Raw genomic sequence first — 20,553 nt, forward strand, 5'->3', positions numbered from 1 at the left:
GGGGTTATGAGCAGCGCTTTCCGTTCGGTGGGACCGTGCCGCGGAGCAGATATGCGTTGATCGTGGAGTCGACGCAGGCACTGCCCCTCCCGTAGGCCGTGTGGCCGTCGCCGTCGTATGTGAGGAGGCGGGCCGAGGAGAGCTGGCTCGCGAGCGCGCGGGCCCAGCGGTAGGGGGTCGCCGGGTCGCGGGTGGTGCCGACGACCACGATCGGGGCCGCGCCCTTCGCCTCGATGCGCCTCGGCTCGCCCGTCGGCGCGACCGGCCAGTACGCGCAGTTCAGGGAGGCCCAGGCCAGGCCCTCGCCGAAGACGGGGGACGCCTTGCGGAAGGCGGGCAGCGCCGTGCGCACCTGGTCGGGGCTGCCGAAGGCGGACGGCAGGTCCAGGCAGTTCACGGCCGCGTTGGCGGCCATCAGGTTGGCGTACCGGCCGTCGCCGTCCCGCTCGTAGTAGCTGTCCGCGAGGGCGAGCAGACCCGCGCCGTCGTTGTCGTCGATCGCCGTGGTCAGCGCGTCCCGCAGCCGTTCCCATGTGCTCTCGTCGTACATCGCGGCGATCACGCCGATGGTCGCCTGCGACTCCCCGAGCCGGCGACCGTCCACGTCCCCCGTGGGCATGGGCCGCGCGTCGAGCTTCTTGAAGAAGGCCCTGAGGTTCGGCCCGATCTCGTCCGCGCGGGCGCCCAGCGGACAGCGCGGCCGGCGCACGCAGTCCTTCGCGAACGAGCGGAACGCGGTCTCGAAGCCCGCCGTCTGATCCAGGTTCAGTCGGCGGGCGGGCAGCGACGGGTCCATCGCCCCGTCCAGGACGAGCCGCCCGACCCGGTCCGGGAACAGCCCGGCGTACGTCGCCCCGAGGAACGTGCCGTACGACGCCCCCACGTACGTCAGCCTCCGGTCCCCCAGGGCCGCGCGCAGGACGTCCATGTCGCGGGCCGCCTCAACGGTGGAGACGTGCCTGAGCAGCCGGGCCGAGCGGGAGCCGCACCCCTCGGCGAACTTCTTGTAGGCGCCGACGAGCCGGTCCGTCTCCCGCTGGTCGTCGGGGGTGACGTCCGTCTGCGTGTACGCGTCCATGGCGCGTCCGTCGAGGCAGCGCACCGGCTCGCTGCGGGCCACGCCCCTCGGGTCGACGGCGACCATGTCGTAGCGGGCGCGGACCCCGGCCGGGTAGGCGATCCCCGCGTACTGCTGGAGGTAGCCGACCGCCGAGCCGCCCGGTCCGCCCGGGTTCACGAGCAGCGAACCGAGCCGCTTCCCGGGCCCCGTCGCCTTCTTGCGGGCGACGGCGAGACGGATGTCGCCCTCACCGGGGTGGGCGTAGTCGAGCGGCGCTTTCAGGGTGGCGCACTGGAAGCCGGTGACGCCGCAGTCCCGCCAGGCCGGCCTCTGCCCGTAGTACGGAGCGAGCGCCGGCGGCGTGGCCTGCGGCAGCGCGGCCAGTGCCGCCTGCGCCACGACCGGGCTCGCCGAACCCGCCGCCCCTCCTGACGAGCAGGCGGGGACGAGCAGGGCTGCGAGGGAGACGAGCGTGACGCCGATACGGGACCTGCGGGGAGAGCGGGAACGCCTGGTGTGCATCCAGCGAGAGTAACCGTGTGCGATCGAGTGACGTCACTCCGTGCCTGAAGCGCCACGGACGAGTGACGGCGTCAACCGGCGCGCCCTGTCGTCGGCCACCGGTCTCCCGCAGCCGCCCCACGGTGGCGCGTCTCAGCCCGCTCTCAACGCCATCGTCATCGCCTCCACCGCCAGCAGCGGAGCCACATTGCGGTCGAGGGCCTCTCTGCAGGCGGCGATGGCCTCGATGCGCCGCAGCGTGGACTCGGGGGCGCTGCCGCGGGCGAGCCGTTCGAGGGCCTCCTCGGCGTCCGCGTTGGCGAGGGCGATGCGCGAGCCGAGCTGAAGCGCGAGGACGTCACGGTAGAAGGCGGTGAGGTCGGTCAGCGCGAGGTCGAGGCTGTCGCGCTGCGTCCGCGTTCTGCGGCGCTTCTGCTTGTCCTCCAGGTCCTTCATCACCCCCGCCGTGCCGCGCGGCATCCGGCCTCCCTGGACCGCGCCCAGCGCCGCCTTCAACTCCTCCGTCTCCTTGGCGTCCCGCTCCTCGGCGAGTTGTCTGGCGTCCTCGGTGGCCGCGTCGACGAGCTCCTGCGCGGCCCTGAGGCAGCCGCCGACGTCCTCGACGCGCAACGGCAGCTTGAGCACGGCGGCGCGGCGTTCACGGGCGGCCGGGTCGGTGGCCAGGCGGCGGGCCCGGTCCACGTGCCCCTGTGTGGCACGGGCGGCCGACGCGGCCACGGCGGGCTCGATGCCCTCGCGCCGTACGAGCATGTCGGCCACCGCGTCGACCGAGGGCGTGCGCAGGTTCAGGTGCCGGCAGCGGGAGCGGATGGTGGGCAGCACGTCCTCCAGGGAGGGGGCGCAGAGCAGCCACACCGTGCGGGGCGCGGGTTCCTCGACCGCCTTGAGAACGGCGTTGGCGGACTTCTCGTTGAGCCGCTCGGCGTCCTCGACGAGGATCACCTGCCACCGGCCGTTCGCCGGCGAGGTGAAGGACTTGCGAACCGTGTCGCGCATGTCCTCGGCGAGGATCTGCGAGCCCACGGCGGCGACCGTCGTGACGTCCGCGTGTGTGCCGATGAGCGCCGTATGGCATCCGTCGCAGAAGCCGCACCCCGGCGCCCCGCCGAGCGCCCGGTCGGGACTCACGCACTGCAGCGCTGCCGCGAAGGCGTGGGCCGTCTGTGTCCGGCCCGCTCCGGGCGGTCCGGTGAACAGCCAGGCGTGCGTCATCTTGGACGCCTCGGGCGGCGGCGCGCCGGTGGCGGCCGCGGTGACGAACGCGTCGGCGTCCCGGGCGGCGGCGGCGAGCTGCTCGCTCACCTTCTCCTGCCCGACGAGGTCGTCCCACACGGCCATGGCTCCAGCCGCCCTTTCGTCCAGGCCCGCTTCGCCGGTGCGCCGCGGGCTGCGTCACGCGTCGCGGACCACGTCCCACGTCGCGGCTTCCATTGTGCGGGGAGCCACTGACATCGGGGTGCCACTGATATCGGGCTGCCGCTGCCGACGAGGCGCTCCTGACGACGGGGCGCTCCTGACGACCGGGCTACTGCCGACGCGGCACGAGCGGGGCCGACCTGGGCCAGGCAGAGCCACCCGGCCGCCGGAACTCGGCTCCAGCCCGCCTCCCGTCACCTTCCCCGCCCCGGCCCGCTACCGGCGAAGCCTCACCGTCGACGGCCGCGCCCGCGACCGCCGTCCCGGCCGCCGGCGCCGTCTCCGCGCCGGTCGTCGCCGGAGTCGTCGTCCTGGTGCGGGCCCAGCAGCTCGTCCGCCAGCGACGGCAGGTCGTCCAGCGGGGTCTCCTCGGCCCAGTCGGACCGCTGGCGCCGGCGCGGGGCGCCCTGTTCGTCGAGCTGCGGCAGCTCGCGCGTGTGGTCCTCGGAACCGTCCGGCCCGGCGCCCGGGCGCTCGTCGCGGAAGTACCCCGGCGGCACCCGGTCCGCGGGGCCCTCCCCGCGCACGGGCGGGAGCACGGCCGTCTCGGCGGCGTCGTCGTCCCGCACCGGAGGCAGCTTGGCCGTCTCGTCGGACGCGGCCGCGGCCCTGGGCGGCTGTGGCAGCTCGGTCGTCACCTCGGCGTCGGACGTCGCCGACCTTCCCGAAGACGCCCCGGACGGCTTCCCGGCGGAAGCCGGACCGGCACCCGGCTCCGGCTCCTTGTCCATCCGCACCCGAGGCAGCACCGCCGTCTCGTCCACCGGCCCGCCCGACGCGTTCGTCGGCGTGACCACCGGCGTCGGCACGGTCGCCGCCTCCGGCCCGATCCCGCCGGCCCCGAACGAGGAGGTGGCGGGAGGGGCGGACGCCGGGGGCGTCGTGGGCGCGGCCGGCTTCTTCGGGCCGGCCTGCGCCGCCGCGGCGGCCTGCTCGGCGGCCCGCCGGGCCTGCTCCGCCCGCAGCAGCGCGTCCTCGGCCTTGCGCTGCTTCTCCAGGCGCAGTGCCTCGGCCTCGGCGCGCAGCCGGGCCTCTTCCTCGGCCTCCCTGCGACGCCGCTCCTCCTCCGCCTTGCGGCGGGCCTCCTCCTCGACGCGCGCCTTCTCCTCGGCGAGGAGCCGCACACGCTCCTCCTCCGCGCGCCGGGCCGCCTCCTCGGCCCGCCGACGGGCCTCCTCGGCCTGCCGTTCGGCCTCGCGCCGCTGGGCTTCTTCCAGCTCGCGCCGCTTGCGCTCCTCCTCCTCGGCACGCAGCCGGGCGAGCTGCTCCTGGCGCTCACGCTCCAGTCGCTCCTCCTCGGCCTTGCGGGCGGCCTCTTCCTCGGCCTTCCTGCGCGCCTCCTCCTCGGCCTTCTTCCGCGCCTCCTCCTGGGCCTTGATCTCGGCCTCGGACAGCGGCAGCATCCGGTCGAGCCGGGCCCGGACGACCGAGGTGACGGCGTCCGGTTCCTGACCGGCGTCGACGACGAGGTAGCGGCCGGGGTCGGCGGCGGCCAGCGTGAGGAAACCGGAGCGCACACGCGTGTGGAACTCCGCGGGCTCCGACTCCAGCCGGTCCGGGGCCTCGGTGAAACGCTCGCGGGCGGTCTCCGGCGAGACGTCCAGCAGCACCGTCAGATGCGGCACCAGCCCGTCGGTCGCCCACCGGGAGATCCGGGCGATCTCGGTCGGGGAGAGGTCGCGGCCGGCGCCCTGGTAGGCGACGGACGAGTCGATGTACCGGTCGGTGATCACCACCGCGCCGCGCTCCAGGGCGGGCCGTACGACGGTGTCGACGTGCTCCGCGCGGTCGGCCGCGTACAGCAGCGCCTCCGCGCGGTGGGACAGGCCGGCGCTCGACACGTCCAGCAGGATCGACCGCAGCCGCTTGCCGACGGGCGTGGCCCCCGGCTCGCGCGTGAGGACGACCTCGTGGCCCTTGCCCCTGATCCATTCGGCGAGCGCCTCGGCCTGCGTGGACTTGCCCGCGCCGTCGCCGCCCTCCAGGGCGATGAAGAAGCCGTTCGCGGCCGGCGCCTGCACCGGGTCGTCGCCGCCGAGCAGCGCGTCTCGCAGGTCGTGCCGCAGGGGGACACCGGAGCGGTCGTCGACCTTGGCCAGGACGAGCGCGGCCACCGGCAGCAGCAGCGCGCCCACCAGCATCAGCGTGAACGCGGCCCCGCCGTGCGCGAAGACGAACCTGCCGTTCTCCAGGCGGTGCGGCCCGATCAGCGCGGCCACCACGGGAGCGATCAGCGTGCCCAGCGCGATGACGACCCGCACGACGGCGTGCAGGTGTTCCGTGGTGCGCGTGCGCCGGTGCTCCTCGGTCTCCTGGTCGAGAAGCGCGTGCCCGGTGTTGGCGGCGACGCCCGCGCAGACGCCGGCCAGGACGTCGATCAGCAGCACGCTGGTGACGTCCGGGACCAGCCCGGCAGCGAGCAGCGCCACGCCGGTGAAGGCGATCGCCAGGGCGAGCAGCCGGCGCCGCGACAGCGACACCAGCACCTTCGGGGCCGTACGGACGCCGAGGGCGACCCCGCCGGTCAGCGCGAGGACGAACAGGCCGTAGAGCACCGGGCCGCCGCCCAGGTCCTTGGCGTGCAGGACCGCCACGGCGACGGCGGCCGCGATCGCCCCGGCCACGGCCGCGCAGGCGAGGATCAGCAGCGGGATGGCGCCGGTGCGGCCCGCGTCGACACCGGTGGCCGTCCGCGGACGGCGCAGCCCTTCGAGGGGCGACCGCGCGCGGGGCGTGCGCGTGCCGGGCAGCTCCAGGAAGACCACCACGGACAGGGAGCCCGCGAACAGACCGCCCGCGACATACGAGGCGAGGGCCGCCTGGTGCTGGTCGAACCAGTCGATCCCGGCGCCCAGCAGATTGTTGACCAGGGACGCCAAGAGCAAGGCGATCGCGCCGAGCGGCACCGCCACGAAGCTGGTCCGCAGCGACAGCCGGCGCAGCGCGTCCATGTGATCAGGCAACGGCCGGACCGCCGCGCCCTCCAAGGGCGGGGCGGGCAGCAGCGCGGGGGCGGCGCTCTCCCGGGCGACCGTCCAGAACCGCTCGGCGACGCCGGTCAGGAACACGGTGACGAGCAGCAGTGCCAGGGCGTCGTCCGGCACCCAGTCGATCCACAGGGGCGCCACCAGGAGCAGGACGGCGCGCAGGCCGTCCGCGCCGACCATGGTCCAGCGGCGGTCGAGCGGGCCGTCCGGTGAGGTCAGGGAGGTCAGCGGGCCCAAGAGGACCGCGCCGAAGAGGAGGGTGGCCAGGATGCGCACCCCGAAGACCGTCGCCACCGCGAACGCCACACCCCGGTAGCCGCCGCCGAAGGAGCCCTCGGCGACGGCCGCCTGGAGGGCGAGGAGGACGAGGACCAGGAGGGCGAGGGCGTCACCGACGCCGCTCACCAACTGCGCGCTCCACAAGCGCTTCAGCTGAGGCTGGCGCAACAGAGCGCGGACGGCGCGCTCGCGGGAATCCGCCACCAGGGCTTCGTCCTGCGCCGGGTGGTGGGCCGTTGGCTGCTCGGCTCGCGTCATGCGTTCAGCCTATCGGGAGCGACTGACAGGCCGGTGGAGCCGTCCACACGTGCGCACACCCCGACACCAATGTGATGCCGAGGTGTGCTTCCTGTGAAGCCGTGTGTGCCTCAGGGCGCTTCGGGGAAGGGCGGATCAGTCCTCCGAGGCCGCCTTGGCCGCCGTCGTCTTCTTGGCGGCCGTCGCGGTCTTCTTCGCCGTCGTCTTCTTCGCGGTGGTGGTCTTGGCCGCGGTCTTCTTGGCGGCCGTCTTCTTGGCCGGGGCGGCCTTCTTGGCGGTCGTCTTCTTGGCCGGGGCCTTCTTCGCCGTCTTCTTCGCGGGCCCCTTGGCACGCTTCTCGGCGAGCAGCTCGAAGCCGCGCTCAGGGGTGATCGTCTCGACGCTGTCGCCGGAGCGCAGGGTCGCGTTGGTCTCCCCGTCGGTGACGTACGGCCCGAAGCGACCGTCCTTGACGACGACCGGCTTCGCGCTCACCGGGTCCTCGCCGAGCTCCTTCAGCGGCGGCTTGGCGGCTGCCCGCCCCCGCTGCTTGGGCTGGGAGTAGATCTCCAGCGCCTCTTCGAGGGTGATCGTGAAGAGCTGATCCTCGGACTGCAGCGAACGCGAGTCCGTCCCCTTCTTCAGGTAGGGGCCGTAGCGGCCGTTCTGCGCGGTGATCTCCTGGCCCTCGGCGTCGGCGCCGACGACACGCGGCAGCGACATCAGCTTGAGCGCGTCCTCCAGGGTGACCGTGTCCAGCGACATCGTCTTGAACAGGGAGGCCGTGCGCGGCTTGACGGCGTTCTTGCCGGTCTTCGGGGTGCCCTCGGGGAGCACCTCGGTGACGTACGGGCCGTAGCGGCCGTCCTTGGCGATGATCTGGTGGCCGGTCTGCGGGTCGGCGCCCAGCTCGAAGTCGCCGCTCGGCTTGGCGAGCAGTTCCTCCGCCAGCTCGACGGACAGTTCGTCGGGCGCCAGATCCTCGGGGACGTCCGCCCGCTGGTGGTTCTCCGAGTCGCGTTCGCCGCGCTCGATGTAGGGGCCGTAGCGGCCGACCCGCAGCACGATGTCGTTGCCCACAGGGAACGACGACACCTCGCGCGCGTCGATCGCGCCCAGGTCGGTCACCAGTTCCTTGAGGCCGCCGAGGTGGTCCCCGTCGCCGTTGCCGGCGTCGGCAGCCACGCCCTCGACGGTGCCCTCGCCGAAGTAGAACCGCTTCAGCCACGGCACGGCACGCGCCTCACCGCGCGCGATGCGGTCGAGGTCGTCCTCCATCTTGGCGGTGAAGTCGTAGTCGACGAGCCGCCCGAAGTGCTTCTCCAGGAGGTTGACCACGGCGAAGGACAGGAAGGACGGCACGAGGGCCGTGCCCTTCTTGAACACGTATCCGCGGTCGAGGATCGTGCCGATGATCGACGCGTACGTGGACGGGCGGCCGATCTCGCGCTCTTCGAGCTCCTTGACCAGGCTGGCCTCGGTGTAGCGGGCCGGGGGCTTGGTGGCGTGCCCGTCGACCGTGATCTCCTCGGCGCTGAGGGCGTCGCCCTCGCCGACCTGGGGCAGCCGGCGCTCGCGGTCGTCCAGCTCGGCGTTCGGGTCGTCGGCGCCCTCGACGTACGCCTTCAGGAAGCCGTGGAAGGTGATCGTCTTGCCGGAGGCGCTGAACTCGACGTCCCGGCCGTCGGCCGCCGTGCCGCCGATCTTCACGGTGACGCTGTTGCCGGTGGCGTCCTTCATCTGGGAGGCGACGGTCCGCTTCCAGATCAGCTCGTAGAGCTTGAACTGGTCGCCGGTCAGACCCGTCTCGGCGGGGGTGCGGAAACGGTCGCCCGACGGGCGGATCGCCTCGTGCGCCTCCTGCGCGTTCTTGACCTTGCCGGCGTACGTCCGGGGCTGCGCCGGCAGGTAGTCGGCGCCGTACAGCTGCGTGACCTGGGCGCGGGCAGCCGCCACGGCGGTGTCGCTCAGCGTCGTGGAGTCCGTACGCATGTACGTGATGTAGCCGTTCTCGTACAGCTTCTGCGCGACCTGCATGGTGGCCTTCGCGCCGAAGCCGAGCTTGCGGCTCGCCTCCTGCTGCAGCGTCGTCGTGCGGAAGGGGGCGTACGGCGAGCGGCGGTAGGGCTTGGACTCGACGGACCGTACGGAGAAGCGGGTGTTCTCCAGGGCGGCGGCGAGGGCGCGGGCGTTCGCCTCGTCGAGGTGGAGGGTGTTGGCGCTCTTGAGCTGTCCCAGGGAGTCGAAGTCGCGGCCCTGCGCGACCCGCCTGCCGTCGACGGTCTGCAGGCGCGCGACCAGCGACGACGGGTCCGAAGAATCTCCCGCGCGGCCGGTCGCGAAGGTGCCCGTCAGGTCCCAGTACTCAGCGGAACGGAAGGCGATGCGATCGCGTTCCCGCTCGACGACGAGTCGTGTGGCGACCGACTGGACCCGGCCGGCCGACAACCGCGGCATGACCTTCTTCCACAGGACCGGCGAGACCTCGTAGCCGTAGAGGCGGTCGAGGATACGGCGGGTCTCCTGGGCGTCGACGAGCTTCTGGTTGAGGTCGCGGGGGTTGGCGACGGCCTCGCGGATCGCGTCCTTGGTGATCTCGTGGAAGACCATCCGCTTGACGGGGATCGTCGGCTTGAGGACCTCTTGCAGGTGCCAGGCGATGGCCTCGCCCTCGCGGTCCTCATCGGTGGCGAGGAAGAGCTCGTCGGATTCCTTCAGCAGGTCCTTGAGCTTCTTGACCTGTGCTCTCTTGTCGGCGTTGATCACATAGATCGGCTGGAAGTCGTGTTCGACGTCCACACCGAGGCGGCGGACCTCGCCGGTGTACTTCTCCGGCACCTCCGCGGCGCCGTTGGGGAGGTCGCGGATGTGCCCGACGCTCGCCTCGACAACGTATCCAGGGCCGAGATAGCCCTTGATCGTCTTCGCCTTGGCAGGCGACTCGACGATGACGAGTCGGCGGCCGCCCTTCGCGGTCTCGCTGGTCGGGGACAACTTGGCTCTTCTCTCCGGTCGACGCTGGGCCTCCCCAGGCCTTGCTCCCGGGGTCGGGGCCACCCTTTCGTGGCTCGCTCGCCTCCGGACGCTACAGCCGGCGTCGAGTCGGCGAGCGCGAGCGGCCCTCGGGGCCCTCTCCGCGTTCGCCGTCCGGACACCGCCGCGTCTCTTCGGCTCGCTTCGCTGGTGACGCTGCGGAGTGTGACGGTACATCCCGCCCCCGTGTCAAACGGGAAAAGCCCGCAACGGCCACTCGAACGGTAACCCGACTACCGCCATTCCTGCCGCCCGGAGTGCCGACCGGCACTTTTCCGCCGGACCGGAGGCCGACCTCTCAATTGTCCGTGGAGCCGCCCCCGCGCGATGCCCGCACCGGCTCCCGCAAGAACTTCCATGGTGCGTCAAAGACGACTGAAGCACCATGCCCCGGCGGTCAGCGCGATCACCGCGACCAGCATGGCGAGGGCGGCCGATGCGACGGGGTTCACATCCTGCGCCACGGGCTGCCGCTGCCGCAGACGGACCGCCGTCCAGGCCAGCAGACAGCCTCCGAACAGGGCGAACACCGCCCCTGTGAAGATCGCCGGTCCGCTCTCCGTCATCTTCCGCGCCCCCTCTTCTTCCGCCCGCGCGTGGCCCCGTGCCGGGAGGCTGTCACGCGCGGGCGGCGCCGGAGCGAACCCGAGGTGAACACCGGACCGACGGGCGGGGGCGAGGGGCCGCCCGGGGCGCGGGACGGGCGCGCGATCTCCGCGATCGAGGGCTCCGCCGTGTGTCGGAACCGACTCGAAATTGTCGTCGCCGCCCTTGATCGGCTGTTCGGCGCTCTTCCGCAGCCGATTTCGGGCGGCCGCCTGAACGAATCCGATCACCGCTCGCGTGGGCGACCTCTCGCCACGTCGCGTCCCGCGTTCACGCGCGAGGCGGAGGCTCAGGCGGGCTCCAGGAATCCTTGTTCCACCAGCAGCCTGATCTGCGCGGGGGTGCGGTCGCGCAGCAGCACCGGGTCCTCGCCGACGAGCTGGGCGATCGCGTCCAGGATGCGGCCCGCGCTGAGCGAGCCGTCGCACACTCCGGCGAAGCCCGCGCCGACGGTGTCCACCTTGGTGGCCCGGCGCATGCCCCGGTTCTGCCGCAGCACGACGTGCTCCGGATCCTCGGCGCCGGGCAGGCCGACCTGCTCCTGCATGATCTCCGGAGCCAGCTTGAAGTGCCCGGCGAGCAGCGCGGCGTCGTCGTGCCCGCGCAGGTAGTCGACACGGTCGAAGTGGGCCCGGACGGTGTCGCCGAGGGGCTGCTCGACCGGGTGCGGCCACTCCTCCACGGTGATGACGGGCTCGGCGGACGCCGTCCTGCGCAGGGTGATCCAGCCGAAGCCGACGGCCTTCACCTTGCGCGCCTCGAACTCGTCCAGCCAGGCGTCGTAGCGCGCCTGGTACTCCTGCGGGTCGCCCCGGTGGTCACCGGCGTCCCTGAGCCACAGCTCGGCGTACTGCGTGACGTCCTGCACCTCGCGCTGCACGATCCAGGCGTCGCAGCCGCGCGGCACCCACGACCTGATCCGGTCCTGCCAGTCCTCCCCTTCCTCGTGCTGCCAGTTGGCGAGGAACTGCGCGAACCCGCCCACGTTCAGCCGTTCCCCCGCCTGCTGAACGAGCGAGCGGCACAGATCGTCCCCACCCATCCCGCCGTCGCGGTACGTCAGCCGCGCGCCCGGCGAGATGACGAAGGGCGGGTTGGACACGATGAGGTCGAACCTCTCGTCGTCCCGGACCGGTTCGAACAGCGATCCCTCCCGCAGGTCGGCCGCCGGCACGCCGGACAGGGCGAGGGTGAGCGCGGTGATGTGCAGCGCGCGCGGGTTGAGGTCGGTCGCCGTCACGCGCGTCGCGTGCTGGGCGGCGTGCAGCGCCTGGATGCCGGAGCCGGTGCCGAGGTCGAGAGCCGAGGCGACGGGCGTGCGGACGGTGATCCCTGCGAGGGTCGTGGACGCCCCACCGACGCCGAGGACGACGCCCTCGTCGCGGTTGCCGATGCCGCCGGCCCCGCCGACCGCGCACCCGAGGTCGGACACGATGAACCAGTCCTCGCCGTCGGACCCGCCGTAGGGCCGTACGTCCACGGTCGCGGCGACATCGCCGCCGGACCCGCCGGCGCGCGTCAGCCAGCCGCTCTCCACGCACGCGTGGACGGGCAGGACGTCCTCCACGCGCGCGTGGGGCACGGGCTGCTGGAGCAGGAACAGGCGTACGAGCGTTTCCAGGGGCGTGTCGCCGCGGGTCGCGCGCAGCGCGGGCACCGTCTCGCTGCGGGCCAGCGCCGCGTACGCGGGGGCGCCGAGCAGCTCGAGCAGCCCGTCGGCGGTGAAAGAGGCAGCGAGCAGGGCCTCACGCAGCCGGGCGGCGACGTCGGGGCGGTCGGCGGAGGGCAGCGGGGGCAGGGTGGCTTCACTCACTCCCCCATTGTGTCCCGGCCGCCGCCCGCACGGCGGTGCGGCCCACGCGACCCGCACCACGTCGTCAGGCCGCCCTCGCCACGGCGAGGGGGCGCGTCAGCTGGTCGTGGCGCGGGACGAGGAGGACGCCACCTTCTGACAGCTCGGCTGCTGGGCCATGGCGCTCTTGACGTCGCCCTGCTCGAGGTTCTTCAGCGCGGCGTTCCCGCTCTGGCTGAGCTTGCCGAGCCGGGTGGCGATGTCCTGAAGGCCGTCGGCGAACTTCGCCTGGTCCTTGGTGTCGAGGCCGTCGACCTGCTTCTTGAGGTCGGCGTAGGAGGTGGCCAGGCCGTTGAGGGCGGTCACGGCGTCCTGCTGCTTCTTCTGACCGCCGTCGACGCCGGGCGGCGGGCCCGCCTGCTGAACCGTCTGCCCGAGCGCCTTGTAGGCGTCGGACATGTCCTGGAAGGCCTTGGAGTCGGTCTTCTGGACGTTCGCCGGGGCGTTGTCGTCGGTCGCGGCCTTCTTGATCGCCTCGTTCGCCGCGTCGACCTTGGCGTCCTGTGCGGGCAGCGCGTCGCAGACCTGCTTGGCCCAGGCGTCGAGTTCCTTGTTGCCGTCGTCGCTGCTGCTGCATCCGGACAGCGCCAGTACCAGTACCGCACCGCCGGACAGTGCGGCCCCGAGCTTCTTGTTCACCGGTTCGGCCCCTTCCATGACTCTCGGCCCCGGAACATACACGCCAACCGGGCGCCAACCCCAGAACGAATGTCCGTTATATGGACCGATAAATCCATTCACACTGGAAGAGAGAAGCCTCACCAGCCGTGCACCGGCACGACGAAACGGGCGGACGGCGCGTCAACACGCGCCGTCCGCCCGCCTCTTGAGCTGGGAGACCTGACGGTTGCTAGGAAACCACCGCCGGGTCGGCCGACTTGGACGACCGCTCGGCGTTGTCTTCGTCACCCACGGCGATGCCGCGCCGCTTGGAGACGTACACCGCGCCGACGATCACGAGGAGCGCGAGGACCGCGACCGTGATCCGCACGCCGACGTTCGCGTCGTCGCCGTAGCTGAACTTGATCACCGCGGGCGCGATGAGCAGCGCCACCAGGTTCATGACCTTCAGCAGCGGGTTGATCGCGGGGCCGGCGGTGTCCTTGAAGGGGTCGCCGACGGTGTCGCCGATCACGGTGGCCGAGTGCGCCTCGCTGCCCTTGCCGCCGTGATGGCCGTCCTCGACGAGCTTCTTGGCGTTGTCCCAGGCGCCACCGGAGTTGGCGAGGAAGACCGCCATCAGCGTGCCCGCGCCGATCGCGCCCGCCAGGTACGCGCCGAGCGCGCCGACGCCGAGCGTGAACCCGATGAAGATCGGCGCCATCACGGCGAGCAGACCGGGCGTGGCGAGCTCGCGCAGGGCGTCCTTGGTGCAGATGTCGACGACCCTGCCGTACTCCGGCGTCTCGGTGTAGTCCATGATCCCGGGCTTCTCGCGGAACTGCCGCCGCACCTCGTAGACCACGGAGCCCGCCGACCGCGAGACCGCGTTGATGGCCAGTCCGGAGAAGAGGAAGACGACCGCCGCGCCCGCGATCAGGCCGACCAGGTTGTTCGGCTGCGAGATGTCCATCATCAGGCTCATCGGCGCGCCGTCCCCGCTGAGCTTCTCGCCCACGTCCTGCGCGCCGGTCGTGATCGCGTCACGGTACGACCCGAAGAGCGCGGCCGCCGCGAGGACGGCCGTGGCGATGGCGATGCCCTTGGTGATGGCCTTGGTGGTGTTGCCGACGGCGTCGAGGTTGGTGAGAACCTGCGCGCCCGCGCCCTCGACGTCGCCGGACATCTCGGCGATGCCCTGCGCGTTGTCGGATACGGGACCGAAGGTGTCCATCGCCACGATCACGCCGACCGTGGTGAGCAGCCCGGTGCCCGCCAGCGCCACCGCGAACAGCGCCAGCATGATCGACGTGCCGCCGAGCAGGAACGCGCCGTACACGCCCAGGCCGATGAGCAGGGCGGTGTAGACGGCCGACTCGAGGCCGACGGAGATACCGGCGAGGACGACCGTGGCGGGACCGGTCAGCGACGTCTTGCCGATGTCGCGGACCGGGCGGCGGGTGGTCTCGGTGAAGTAGCCGGTCAGCTGCTGGATGACGGCGGCCAGAAGGATGCCGATGGCCACCGCGACGAGGGCCAGGATCCGCGGATCGCCGTCCCTTCCCAGGATCGCGGGGTCGGTGACTCCGTCGAGCTCCCCGTAGGAGCCCGGGAGGTAGACGAAGACGGCCACCGCGACCAGCGCGAGCGAGATCACCGCGGAGATGAAGAAACCGCGGTTGATCGCGGACATGCCGCTGCGGTCCGCGCGGCGTGGAGCCACGGCGAAGATGCCGATCATCGCGGTGATCACGCCGATCGCGGGCACGAGCAGCGGGAAGGCGAGCCCGGCGTCACCGAAAGCCGCGGTTCCGAGGATGAGCGCGGCGACCAGGGTCACGGCGTACGACTCGAACAGGTCGGCCGCCATGCCGGCGCAGTCGCCGACGTTGTCGCCCACGTTGTCGGCGATGGTCGCGGCGTTGCGCGGATCGTCCTCCGGGATGCCCTGTTCGACCTTGCCGACCAGGTCGGCGCCGACGTCGGCGGCCTTGGTGAAGATGCCGCCGCCGACCCTCATGAACATCGCGATGAGCGCCGCGCCGAGGCCGAAGCCCTCCAGGACCTTCGGCGCGTCGGCCGTGTACACCAGGACCACGCAGGAGGCGCCGAGCAGTCCGAGTCCGACCGTGAACATGCCGACGACGCCGCCGGTACGGAACGCGATCTTCATCGCTTTGTGGGAGACGGCGGTGAGATCCTTTTCCGGCTCTCCCGCGGCCGGGGTCGCTTCCCGGGCCGCCGCGGCGACGCGCACATTGCTACGCACGGCGAGCCACATGCCGATATACCCGGTGGCCGCCGAGAACGCCGCGCCGATCAAGAAGAACAGAGATCGCCCGGCGCGCTGATTCCAGTCGTCCGCGGGCAGCAGCAGGAGCAGGAAGAACACCACGACGGCGAATACGCCGAGGGTGCGCAGCTGCCGGGCCAGATAGGCGTTGGCGCCTTCCTGGACCGCCGCCGCGATCTTCTTCATGCTGTCGGTGCCCTCGCCTGCCGCGAGCACCTGGCGCAGCAGCACGCCCGCTACCACGAGGGCGGCCAGTGCGACGATCCCGATGACCACCACGAGCAGACGGTTGCCGTCGGTCAGCACTGCGGCCGCGAGGGTTGGGTGGTCGAACCGATGAGGGGTAGAAAGCCCCGCCATTCGTCCTCCTTGACGCTTGGGCTGAGCTCAAGATGTGGACGGATTGTAGGTACCGAGACCTGATCAAAACAGTGCGCGGCAAACGGAATTCACGCGCGAATACAGTCGTCCACGGTCGCCGATGATCGTGAATTGCTTCACGAAATTCAGGGCATGATTCACTACGCAAGATTCACTTCCATCGAAATGAATCTTGGGTCCACTGTAAGCGCCGGTGACAGGGTGCGCACATGCCGAAGGGCCCTACGAGGTAGGGCCCTTCGATACGGGATGCTTCAGGTCGCTCAGGGCAGCGGCGTGGCGGGCAGTGCGGCCGGCCATGTCATGCGGATCAGCCCGCCGTGCTCGCCGGCGGAGACCTCCACGTCGTCCACGAGGCCGCTGATGACCGCGAGGCCCATCTCGTCCTCCTCAGCCTCGGCTTCGGCCTCCGCGCCCGCGCCGGGGGCCGGGTCGCCGGGGACCGCGTGCCGGGCCTCGTCGCCCACCTCGATGGAGAACTGCTTCTCGTCCTCGATGAGGGACACCTTCACGGGCGCGGTGATGCCGCCGCTCTGGTGCAGTCCGACGGCACGGGAACAGGCCTCGCCCACGGCGAGCCTGACCTCGTCCAGAACGGCCTCGTCCACTCCGGCCCTGCGCGCCACCGCCGCCGCCACCAGTCGGGCGGTCCTGACGTGCTCGGGCAGCGCACTGAAACGGAGTTCAACGGTGGCCATGCATCCCCCTCGGAACTACGGGCGTGCTGTCGGGGGGCCGGGCAGCAGGGCCCGGTCCCCCGGTGTTCAACTGTGCCGACCGGGGCCGCCTGCCGGCATGCCCCGGACCGGCTGGTCAGTCGGTGGCCGCCACCGCTTCGTCGACCGAGGTGTGGATCGGGAACACCTTGGTGAGACCGGTGATGCGGAAGATCTTCAGAATGCGCTCCTGGTTGCACACCAGGCGCAACGAGCCCTCATGGGCACGCACACGCTTCAGACCGCCGACCAGCACGCCGAGCCCGGTGGAGTCGAGGAAGTCCACGCCCTCCATGTCGACGACGAGGTGGAAATTCCCGTCGTTCACCAGCTCGACCAGCTGCTCGCGCAACTTGGGCGCGGTATATACGTCGATTTCGCCACCGACCTCGACGACCGTACGATCGCCGACGGTACGGGTCGACAGGGACAGGTCCACGGATCCTCCAGCACCTTGCTATCGAGCGGTCGCCCCTCGGGACACCTCGGCAGGAGCCCCCGGGACGGTTCGCCAGCCGCGATGGCATTCAATCACTTACCGGCAGGCGTGCACGACGCCTTGGCTCCATTGTCCGTCACGCCAGTGACACACTCGGTGCCGATGGCCAAGAATCACCGATCCGATCGACCCCCGGCACAGCCCGCGCCCCGCCTGTCGCCGGGCACGGTCCTGGACCGGCTCGCCCCGGGACCGAGCCGGGCGTCGCGCATCACTCATACGGAGCACTTGCCCCCGCGGGCGGGTCGTCATGCCGTCTGGCCTGACCGTATTCGCTCGGAAGTGATCGCGACGGTTCAGGCGTGCGGCATCGAACACCCCTGGGCCCACCAGGCCCAGGCCGCCGAACACGCCCTGGACGGCGAGTCGGTGGTCGTCGCGACGGGCACCGCTTCCGGCAAGTCCCTGGCCTACCTGGTGCCGGTCCTCTCGGCGCTCCTGGACGGCTCCCAGGCCCCCAACGGGCGCGGCGCCACCGCCCTGTACCTGGCCCCGACGAAGGCCCTCGCGGCTGATCAGTGCCGTTCGGTGAAAAAACTTTCACAACCACTGGGCAACGCGGTTCGCCCGGCCGTGTACGACGGCGATACTCCGTTCGAGGAGCGCGAATGGATCCGCCAGTACGCCAACTACGTCCTCACCAACCCGGACATGCTGCACCGCGGCATCCTCCCGTCCCACCCCCGCTGGTCCTCCTTCCTGAAGTCGCTCAAGTACGTCGTCATCGACGAGTGCCACACCTACCGCGGCGTGTTCGGCTCCCACGTCGCCCAGGTGCTGCGCCGGCTGCGCCGGCTCTGCGCGCGGTACGGCTCCTCCCCCGTCTTCCTGCTGGCCTCCGCCACGGCCGCCGATCCCGCGGTCGCCGCCGGCCGCCTGACCGGCCTCCCGGTGGTCGAGGTGGCCGACGACGCCTCACCCCGTGGTGAACTGGTGTTCGCCCTCTGGGAGCCCCCGCTCACCGAGATGCGGGGCGAGAAGGGCGCGCCCGTCCGCCGCACGGCCACCGCCGAGACCGCAGACCTCCTCACCGACCTCGCCGTCCAGGGCGTCCGCACAGTCGCCTTCGTCCGTTCCCGGCGCGGCGCGGAGCTGATCTCGGTGATCGCCCAGGAGCGGCTCGCCGAGGTCGACCGCTCCCTCGCCCGGCGTGTCGCCGCCTACCGCGGCGGCTACCTCCCCGAGGAGCGCCGCGCCCTGGAACAAGCCCTCCACTCCGGCGAACTCCTCGGACTGGCCGCCACCACCGCCCTGGAACTCGGCATCGACGTCTCCGGCCTGGACGCAGTCCTCATCGCCGGCTACCCGGGCACCCGCGCCTCCCTGTGGCAGCAGGCGGGCCGTGCGGGCCGGGCCGGGCAGGGCGCGCTGGCCGTGCTCGTCGCCCGCGACGACCCGCTGGACACATTCCTGGTCCACCACCCGGAGGCACTGTTCGACCGCCCGGTGGAATCCACCGTCCTCGATCCCGACAACCCCTATGTGCTCGCCCCCCATCTGTGCGCCGCCGCCGCGGAGATCCCCCTGACGGAGGACGACCTTGAGCTGTTCGGCCCAGAGACCGAGGCGCTGCTGCCGCAGTTGGAGGCCGCGAAGCTGCTGCGCCGCCGGACGAAGGCCTGGCACTGGACCCGCCGGGAACGGGCCGCCGACCTCACCGACATCCGCGGCGAGGGCGGCCGGCCGGTCCAGATCGTCGAGGAGGGCACGGGCCGTCTGCTCGGCACGGTCGACGAGGGCGCCGCCCATTCCACCGTCCACGAGGGCGCCGTCCATCTGCACCAGGGTCGTACGTATCTGGTGCGGTCACTGGACCTGGAGGACTCGGTGGCCCTCGTCGAGGAGGCCGCCCCGCCGTATGCGACGGTCGCCCGCGACACGACGGCGATCTCCGTCCTGGAGACGGACGTCGAGATCCCCTGGGGCGACGGCCGCCTGTGCTACGGCTCCGTCGAGGTCACCAACCAAGTGGTCTCCTTCCTTCGTCGGCGTGTCATCACCGGTGAGGTGCTGGGCGAGTCGAAGCTCGACCTCCCTCCCCGTACGCTGCGCACTCGCGCGGTGTGGTGGACGGTCACCGAGGACCAACTGGACGCCGCCCGCATCCACCCGGAGATCCTCGGCGGGGCCCTGCACGCCGCCGAGCACGCGTCCATCGGCATGCTGCCCCTCTTCGCGACCTGCGACCGCTGGGACATCGGCGGCGTGTCGATCCCGCTCCACCCCGACACCCTCCTCCCCACGGTCTTCGTCTACGACGGCCATCCCGGCGGCGCGGGCTTCGCCGAGCGCGCCTTCCACACGGCCCGCGCTTGGCTGAACGCCACCCGCCAGGCCATCGCCTCCTGCGAGTGCGAGGCCGGCTGCCCGTCCTGCATCCAGTCCCCCAAGTGCGGCAACGGCAACGACCCACTGCACAAGGCGGGCGCGGTACGCCTGCTCACGGAACTGCTGCGAGGAGCGCCGGAGGAGAAGGGGGCGGAGCGGCCAGTGGAGTAGGGGTGGTCGTGCCGCTGGGGCCGGCTTCCGGGGTGGGCGGCATGGGCCGGGGTGAGGGCGCTGTGCGGCTGGGGACGGGCGAGGGGGCGCCCTCAGCGCCGTGAACGGGGCCACCGCAGGCGCTGCGCGCCAGGGCCGGGTGAGAGGGCTGTGCGGCTGGGGACGGGCGAGGGGGCGCCCTCAGCGCCGTGAACGGGGCCACCACGGGCGCTGCGCGCCAGGGCCGGGTGAGAGGGCTGTGCGGCTGGGGACGGGCGAGGGGGCGCCCTCAGCGCCGTGAACGGGGCCGCCACGGGCGCTGCGTGCACGGGCCGGGTGAGGGGGGCTGTGCGGCTGGGGGCGTCCTCAGCGCCGTGGACGGGGCCACCGCAGGCGCTGCGCGCCCGGGTCAGGTGAGCAGGGCTGTGCGGCTGGAGACGGGCGAGGGGGCGCCCTCAGCGCCGTGAACGGGGCCGCCGCAGGCGCTGCGCGCCCGGGCCGGGTGCCCGGGCCGGTTGAGTGGCGGTCTGGACGACAGGCGGGCCGGGCCATCCCGGGAAGGCCGTGCGGCCGCGGGGAGCTCAGGCGAGCTGGCCGGCTCCGGGCCGTGGGCGAAGCCCGGGCTGCTGGGCCGAAACCCGGTCGGGCAGCAGGCCATGCCGCGGGGTGTGCCAGGGGGCCTGGAAACCCCTGTGCAGTGGTTCAGGGTCTCAGTGTCTGCGCGCTCGGCGGGCCGGCCCGCGCTCTGACCTCTGCCGTGAACGGTCCCCGCCCGGACGCCGCCGTCACGTCGGACACCTCGCCCACGATCGCGCACCGCACCAACCGCGCGCCCTGTGCCCGGGCCACCCGCCCCGCCCGGTCGCAGGCCGCCGCAGCGCCGTCCATCCAGTGGTCCGCTGCGGCGAGCGCCGCGAGATCCGCCCCGCCGGCCGCATGGTGCCGGACCACGACGGCATGCCCCAGGGCGAGCACGACGCCGAACACCACGCACAGCACCGTGATCGCACCGAGGCTCCACACGGTCGCGGAGCCCCGATCACCCTCGCCGCGGCGGTACCCGCACCCGCCGACGACGAGCCCTCGCCCGACCCGCACCCGCCGACCTCTCATGGCTCCTCCTCCCCGTCCGCCCCCGGCTCCGGCTCGATCCCCGACCTCACACCTGACCCCGCCTTCTCCTGCCGGACGCCCTGCCCTGGCCCGCTTCCTCCCGCCTCCGCGCCCCGTCCTGCCGCCGCTGCCCGCGTCTCCGCGACCGACCCCGTTCCCGCGTCCTCGGCCGCCGCCACCGCCTCCTCTCTCACCTCGAACGGCAGCCCCCGGAGCACCGGCGGCTCCGCAGCGACCGTCACCCGGACCCGGTCGCCCTCCCGGCTGACCGTCACCCGCGCCCCTCCCGGCGCGATCTCGCGGGCCATCGCGACGACCGCGCCCTCGGGGTCCTGCCGGGCTGCCGCCCGGGCGCCGGCCCTGGCCGCGTCCACGCACTGGATCTGAGCCGCCATGACGAGCAGCCCCCACACCAACGCCATCGCGAACGCCACCAGAACCGGCAGCACCACCGCGGACTCCGCCGTCACGAACCCCCGGT

The 20,553-nt window shown here is 72.3% G+C and carries 13 protein-coding genes; 1 reads left to right on the top strand and 12 read right to left on the bottom strand.

Going from position 1 to position 20,553, the window contains the following annotated elements; all coding sequences use genetic code 11:
• Nucleotides 1-4: 4 nt before the first annotated feature.
• The 10 genes from ACIRS4_RS17890 to bldG all read right to left on the bottom strand — a co-directional run bounded on the left by ACIRS4_RS17890 (nt 5) and on the right by bldG (nt 16,421).
• Nucleotides 5-1,582, bottom strand: a complete 1,578-nt coding sequence (locus ACIRS4_RS17890; protein WP_404196390.1) for an alpha/beta hydrolase — start codon at nt 1,580-1,582, stop codon at nt 5-7.
• Nucleotides 1,583-1,714: 132 nt separating this feature from the next.
• Nucleotides 1,715-2,920: a DNA polymerase III subunit delta' gene (locus tag ACIRS4_RS17895; RefSeq protein ID WP_404196393.1), complete on the bottom strand. Its 1,206-nt coding sequence runs from the start codon at nt 2,918-2,920 to the stop codon at nt 1,715-1,717.
• A 308-nt stretch (nt 2,921-3,228) separates the two neighbouring features.
• Nucleotides 3,229-6,522, bottom strand: a complete 3,294-nt coding sequence (gene tmk / locus ACIRS4_RS17900) for a dTMP kinase (protein ID WP_404196395.1) — start codon at nt 6,520-6,522, stop codon at nt 3,229-3,231.
• Nucleotides 6,523-6,657: 135 nt separating this feature from the next.
• Complete coding sequence (gene topA, locus ACIRS4_RS17905) at nt 6,658-9,495, bottom strand: type I DNA topoisomerase (RefSeq protein WP_404196397.1); 2,838 nt, start codon at nt 9,493-9,495, stop codon at nt 6,658-6,660.
• A 404-nt stretch (nt 9,496-9,899) separates the two neighbouring features.
• The gene (locus tag ACIRS4_RS17910; protein ID WP_404196400.1) at nt 9,900-10,100 is read right to left on the bottom strand and encodes a hypothetical protein; all 201 of its coding nucleotides are present in this window, start codon (nt 10,098-10,100) and stop codon (nt 9,900-9,902) included.
• Between the two features lie 329 nt (nt 10,101-10,429).
• Entirely contained in the window at nt 10,430-11,953 is a 1,524-nt protein-coding gene (locus ACIRS4_RS17915) for a methyltransferase (protein WP_404196403.1), read from the bottom strand.
• A gap of 96 nt (nt 11,954-12,049) precedes the next feature.
• Entirely contained in the window at nt 12,050-12,649 is a 600-nt protein-coding gene (locus ACIRS4_RS17920; RefSeq protein ID WP_404196405.1) for a small secreted protein, read from the bottom strand.
• Between the two features lie 193 nt (nt 12,650-12,842).
• Entirely contained in the window at nt 12,843-15,245 is a 2,403-nt protein-coding gene (locus ACIRS4_RS17925; protein WP_404196407.1) for a sodium-translocating pyrophosphatase, read from the bottom strand.
• 284 nt (nt 15,246-15,529) lie between these two features.
• A complete protein-coding gene (locus ACIRS4_RS17930; RefSeq protein ID WP_404196409.1) occupies nt 15,530-15,964 on the bottom strand; it encodes an ATP-binding protein in 435 nt (144 codons plus the stop codon).
• A 115-nt stretch (nt 15,965-16,079) separates the two neighbouring features.
• Entirely contained in the window at nt 16,080-16,421 is a 342-nt protein-coding gene (gene bldG / locus ACIRS4_RS17935) for an anti-sigma factor antagonist BldG (RefSeq protein WP_009189842.1), read from the bottom strand.
• Nucleotides 16,422-16,502: 81 nt separating this feature from the next.
• Between bldG and ACIRS4_RS17940 the strand changes: the two genes are divergently transcribed.
• Nucleotides 16,503-18,980, top strand: coding sequence for a DEAD/DEAH box helicase (locus tag ACIRS4_RS17940; RefSeq protein ID WP_404196412.1), 2,478 nt, complete (start codon nt 16,503-16,505; stop codon nt 18,978-18,980).
• Nucleotides 18,981-19,661: 681 nt separating this feature from the next.
• Here ACIRS4_RS17940 and ACIRS4_RS17945 read toward each other — a convergent pair.
• Together ACIRS4_RS17945 and ACIRS4_RS17950 are read right to left on the bottom strand one after the other, a co-directional pair.
• Nucleotides 19,662-20,072, bottom strand: a complete 411-nt coding sequence (locus ACIRS4_RS17945) for an Rv3654c family TadE-like protein (protein WP_404196414.1) — start codon at nt 20,070-20,072, stop codon at nt 19,662-19,664.
• Nucleotides 20,069-20,542 carry a TadE family type IV pilus minor pilin gene (locus tag ACIRS4_RS17950; protein ID WP_404196416.1) on the bottom strand — a complete coding sequence of 158 codons (474 nt, stop codon included), beginning with the start codon at nt 20,540-20,542 and terminating at the stop codon, nt 20,069-20,071. The genes ACIRS4_RS17945 and ACIRS4_RS17950 overlap by 4 nt, the downstream gene beginning before the upstream one ends.
• Nucleotides 20,543-20,553 lie beyond the last annotated feature (11 nt).

It is taken from the genome of Streptomyces sp. NPDC101166 (genome assembly GCF_044768125.1).
GTDB lineage: Bacteria > Actinomycetota > Actinomycetes > Streptomycetales > Streptomycetaceae > Streptomyces.

Bases quoted from the DNA above. Each gene is read 5' to 3' on its own strand.
- ACIRS4_RS17890 (WP_404196390.1), bottom strand. From the start codon at position 1,582: ATGCACACCAGGCGTTCCCGCTCTCCCCGCAGGTCCCGTATCGGCGTC.
- ACIRS4_RS17895 (WP_404196393.1), bottom strand. From the start codon at position 2,920: ATGGCCGTGTGGGACGACCTCGTCGGGCAGGAGAAGGTGAGCGAGCAG.
- tmk (WP_404196395.1), bottom strand. From the start codon at position 6,522: ATGACGCGAGCCGAGCAGCCAACGGCCCACCACCCGGCGCAGGACGAA.
- ACIRS4_RS17910 (WP_404196400.1), bottom strand. From the start codon at position 10,100: ATGACGGAGAGCGGACCGGCGATCTTCACAGGGGCGGTGTTCGCCCTG.
- ACIRS4_RS17920 (WP_404196405.1), bottom strand. From the start codon at position 12,649: ATGGAAGGGGCCGAACCGGTGAACAAGAAGCTCGGGGCCGCACTGTCC.
- ACIRS4_RS17925 (WP_404196407.1), bottom strand. From the start codon at position 15,245: ATGGCGGGGCTTTCTACCCCTCATCGGTTCGACCACCCAACCCTCGCG.
- ACIRS4_RS17930 (WP_404196409.1), bottom strand. From the start codon at position 15,964: ATGGCCACCGTTGAACTCCGTTTCAGTGCGCTGCCCGAGCACGTCAGG.
- ACIRS4_RS17940 (WP_404196412.1), top strand. From the start codon at position 16,503: ATGGCATTCAATCACTTACCGGCAGGCGTGCACGACGCCTTGGCTCCA.
- ACIRS4_RS17945 (WP_404196414.1), bottom strand. From the start codon at position 20,072: ATGAGAGGTCGGCGGGTGCGGGTCGGGCGAGGGCTCGTCGTCGGCGGG.